We start from the raw sequence: 3893 nt of genomic DNA, 5'->3' as shown, positions 1-3893 counted from the left end.
GCACAGACGCACTGTCTGACTGATGAAACTCATGCACTAATAGATACCCAAGCTCAGGCTACTAAACCCGAATCACTGAACAATTCAGCGACCGGGCCACCTTAGAGACGGCCACCCCAGCACACAAGCCGGCGGATTGTGACGCACGCGTAGGCAATGGAGCAAGCCGCGGCGAGGGAATCGGATTTTGCCTTCAGGCGCTGCGTTATCGTTTGAGTTTTTCGCGAGCAAGCTCGCTCCTACAGGAGAGGGCCAACAGTGGGTTGTTATCAAGGTGCGGGTAGCTGGACAATAGGTTCGGCCGAGCCAACAACGAAGTACCAGGTGTACGAACGTTTGGTTCGCTCGGCTGGGCTCTACAAACTGCAAGATTACTGATCGGAAAAAAGACCAATGCTAGGGAAAGTCAGCAGTAAATATCTCGTCTGGGGCGCGGTCGCGCTCTGCGCAACCCTTCTGTCCGGGTGCGCGACGTCACGCTACGACGGCAAGCACGCACCTGACCCGAGTAAGGCGATCATCGTGGGTTCGATTGGTGAGAGCTTTCCGATGATGCAGCCCCATGGGCTGGTGGTTGAAATCGACCACCAGGGAGCACCCGGTACCGCAATACGGCTGACGACGCTGGGCAATGAAGATGATCAGCCATCGCCCTCTGTGCTGGGCCATTACTTCATGTATGAAGTGCCGCCTGGTGAGTATGAGTACACGCGGTGGCATTACGTGTATTACGCGGGAAAATCGATGCCGCGCCCTGTGCCTGCGGTTTTCTCGGTGAAGGCCGGGGAAATTCTCTATATCGGCGACCTGCGCTCCGATGCCCTGCGTTTTTGCCTGTCCAACGTGAACAATGCCGAGAGCACTGTGCAGGCGCTCAAGCGCAAGTACCCGATGCTCAAGGATCGGAACATCGTGAATATGACGGCAAAGAGCGGTTTTGCGCCGTGGCCGAGTTCTGATGCCACTGACTTCGGTAAAGGGCTGTGCACGCTCTGAATCCGGTACTGGTGACCGTCATCGGCCCCGACGCCCATTGATCCACTTTCAAGGAATTTCATGCCATGAAGTGCTGTACGCTCCTCTGGGCCAGCCTGTTCGCAGGCCTGGCCTCACTGACCGGCTGCATCAGCGGTCCGGACCTCACAGGCCAACCATTCTTCACATCACCGGCAGAACCTCGTCCGGACGAGGCCACGGTCTACTTCTATCGTACTTCCGCCAGCATCGGTAGCGGGGTCGCTCCGACCATTCTGGTCGATGGTCGCGCAATTGGCAGCTTGCCCTCCGGGAGTTTTTTCAAAGCCGACATTCCCGCCGGCAAGCACAGCGTCGCTTCCACCTCGCCACCGATAATAAGCGGTATGGTTAACAAGCGTTTCGATATCACCGTCGAGAATGGAAAGGTGTATTACATCGCAGACCAGCTCAGCACTTCGGCCTACACGGACGGGCAGACCTTGGGCGAAATCGACGAGGGGCGTTTCGGTGGAACAATGTATTACTCGCGCTACGCGCTTGTGCCTGCCGAGGAAGCGCTACGTTCTATCAAGTGGTGCCAGAAGTTGCCGGCACCTGCACCGTAACCATGCGTAGCCCATGCTCCGGCCAGGTCCATTACAAGCCCTGCCGGCAACGTTGGGCCAAGCCAGTATGAGGGTGAGCAGGGAAACCAGTATGGATATGGCTTCGACATAGTCTGTGCCGCAGGCAGACGGCTGTATGATTGTCCAGAATCCTACCGGCGTGACGAATATATAAGGAGCGTTTCAGATGCTGCGAGTGGATTGGCTCGATAAACAAATGGACAAGTGCGACGTTATGGCCGAATGGCTTTATCGGGAATTCAATTATGAGTTTACGCAGCAATCTCTTTCGAGTTGGCAACACGAGTTCTTTGATGGGCAGCGTGATGGCAGTTGGAAGTGTCTGATCGCAACCGAACGAGACCAGTTGCTAGGTGGCGCTACGCTTGCCAGTAATGACCTGTCTGACCGGCCGGATCTAGGTCCTTGGCTTGCGTGTGTGTTCGTCACACCTGAAGCTCGAAAGAGGGGGCTCGCAGTGCAGTAAATGAAGGCATCTGTGTCCATGCACGAGACGCTGGGTTCACTACCTTGTACTTGCACACGCACAACCAGAGCAGTTATTACACCAAGCTTGGCTGGAAAGTATTGGAGCGCTTTGAGGCTTGGGGGAAAGAGCAATACCTTATGTCACGGAGTTTATAGTCAAGGCCGGCTTCAAATGTGTGCCGCTTTTTATAAGCAGCAAAACTGTGATTTGACGTCTGCGTTTTCACACCGGCTGGGTCGATAGCCGCCACTGGCGTGCCCACGGCCCAAGTCAATATCCCCAGAGACCTCAGAAGGGGTTCGCGCCCGATCAGAGAAGATTGAACTCAATGGAGATTCAACGGATCACGCATCTGCCGCCCCAAATCCTCGACCTGGAAAAAGCGGCAGTTGCAGAAGGCTTCAGGTTTCTCACCCGACTGACTTCAGAATGGCAGTCAGGCACCCATCGCTTTGATGCGCCTGGCGAATGCCTCATGGCGGCTTATCTGAACCAGCAACTTGTGGGCATTGGAGGCCTGTCGGTTGATCCGTTCACCCATGACCGTACAGGAAGGCTGCGACGTGTGTATGTGGCGCCTGCGTCACGCGGGCAACAGGTTGGCCGCAGATTGGTTAACGCATTGCTTGCCCACGCCGCGGTGCATTTTGAGCGTGTGCGTCTCTACACCGATACCTTGGAGGGGAGCGCTTTTTACCTGCGCTGCGGCTTCAATCGAATAGAAGATGCTCATGCGAGCCATATCGTTCGGATCACAAAACTCTGAATTTTTCGGGTGTCGGCGATTAGAAGCCGTCCGCATCTAGGGAAAGTAATCTCTGTAAACTTCAGGGATTCGAGGGTCAGAATGAATAATCTGCTATCTATTGCAAGCCATAAATCTAAACACAGCCTGGATTTCTATCCGACCTTTGCCGTTGACGGAGTACCTATGGAGGTTTGGCTACCTCGGCACAATCGAGAAGCTGAGCTACACTTGGTAGCCGCTCATTCAGGCTTGTACAGCGATAAAGACACCTGTTTGGTATGGGACCGGATTTACTCAACAGCGCCGGGCTGGCGGACCTGGTTCCACTACTTGTTTGCTCTGATGACTTGGATCTGACTTGTACCGTCATAGTCGCTGAGCAGCATGCCGGTGAGCACTATGTCCAGTGGCGCCGATTTGGCTTGCTGAAGGATTTAATTACGCTGCAATCCCCTGCTGTTGATTGGTACGACTCAATACCGAGCCTGACTTTCGAACGCTCCCAGTTCCAGAGCGTGCTGGACGCGTTCCGAAAACAGGAGAACATTAAAATGGACTGGGACTAGCAGCGACAAGTCTACCTTTTTCGGTCACTTGCTTATCCCCTCTAACGAGTGAGATGAAGCGCACGTGGGGGATGGGCCACAGGAAAACGTATGAGCTATGACATCATCATCTTAAAGCCGGTAGGCTCCCGCACTGATAATTTGGCAAACGTCGATGAAGTTCTGGATATCGGGGATGAAGGATTGGTCCTCAGGTCCTTAAGCTGGTGCTCCCGGGTGCATCCAAGGGGTGTTGTGAAGGACGAGTCCTTCACAATTGAGGGCAGCTTTTCAGGAAAGCCGTTCACGTCCATCCTTTATCACTTAAGTTCGGCGCTTGTTAGTCCGATTTATCCTTCAGCGTCGTTCAAGGGCTTCTGTCAGAGCTATGCGATTCCCTCCAGACTCACGCACTTTCGGTAACTGACGACACCCTGATCAGTGCGTCCGGTGACCAGGCGCTGATTCTTCGGGTCGGTCAGGGACCGGTCGCTTTCTGACATTCACGGTCCGTCTGCTTCTGGCCG

The 3893-nt window shown here is 54.5% G+C and carries 5 protein-coding genes and 1 pseudogene; all 6 read left to right on the top strand.

Going from position 1 to position 3893, the window contains the following annotated elements; genetic code table 11:
* Positions 1 to 393: 393 nt before the first annotated feature.
* The 6 genes and pseudogenes from BFP96_RS28570 (at position 394) to BFP96_RS28545 (ending at position 3789) form a co-directional block, all read left to right on the top strand.
* The gene (locus tag BFP96_RS28570) at positions 394 to 996 is read left to right on the top strand and encodes a hypothetical protein (RefSeq protein ID WP_065936156.1); all 603 of its coding nucleotides are present in this window, start codon (positions 394 to 396) and stop codon (positions 994 to 996) included.
* Positions 997 to 1061: 65 nt separating this feature from the next.
* Positions 1062 to 1583 (top strand): DUF2846 domain-containing protein, encoded by a 522-nt coding sequence (locus tag BFP96_RS28565; protein ID WP_065936157.1) that lies wholly within the window; start codon positions 1062 to 1064, stop codon positions 1581 to 1583.
* 187 nt (positions 1584 to 1770) lie between these two features.
* Positions 1771 to 2228, top strand: a pseudogene (locus BFP96_RS28560) (GNAT family N-acetyltransferase).
* Positions 2229 to 2401: 173 nt separating this feature from the next.
* Entirely contained in the window at positions 2402 to 2839 is a 438-nt protein-coding gene (locus BFP96_RS28555; protein WP_065936158.1) for a GNAT family N-acetyltransferase, read from the top strand.
* Positions 2840 to 3099: 260 nt separating this feature from the next.
* On the top strand, positions 3100 to 3387 hold the full coding sequence (locus BFP96_RS28550) for a hypothetical protein (protein WP_256548926.1): 288 nt from the start codon (positions 3100 to 3102) through the stop codon (positions 3385 to 3387).
* A gap of 90 nt (positions 3388 to 3477) precedes the next feature.
* Positions 3478 to 3789 (top strand): hypothetical protein, encoded by a 312-nt coding sequence (locus BFP96_RS28545; protein WP_240995354.1) that lies wholly within the window; start codon positions 3478 to 3480, stop codon positions 3787 to 3789.
* Positions 3790 to 3893 lie beyond the last annotated feature (104 nt).

It is taken from the genome of Pseudomonas sp. 34 E 7 (genome assembly GCF_900005715.1).
GTDB lineage: Bacteria > Pseudomonadota > Gammaproteobacteria > Pseudomonadales > Pseudomonadaceae > Aquipseudomonas > Aquipseudomonas orientalis_A.
This window is presented reverse-complemented; position numbering and strand designations above follow the sequence as displayed.

What these genes read in the sequence shown, in the direction of transcription:
- BFP96_RS28570 (WP_065936156.1), top strand. Translation starts at nt 394, where the DNA reads ATGCTAGGGAAAGTCAGCAGTAAATATCTCGTCTGGGGCGCGGTCGCG.
- BFP96_RS28565 (WP_065936157.1), top strand. Translation starts at nt 1,062, where the DNA reads ATGAAGTGCTGTACGCTCCTCTGGGCCAGCCTGTTCGCAGGCCTGGCC.
- BFP96_RS28545 (WP_240995354.1), top strand. Translation starts at nt 3,478, where the DNA reads ATGAGCTATGACATCATCATCTTAAAGCCGGTAGGCTCCCGCACTGAT.
- BFP96_RS28550 (WP_256548926.1), top strand. Translation starts at nt 3,100, where the DNA reads ATGGGACCGGATTTACTCAACAGCGCCGGGCTGGCGGACCTGGTTCCA.
- BFP96_RS28555 (WP_065936158.1), top strand. Translation starts at nt 2,402, where the DNA reads ATGGAGATTCAACGGATCACGCATCTGCCGCCCCAAATCCTCGACCTG.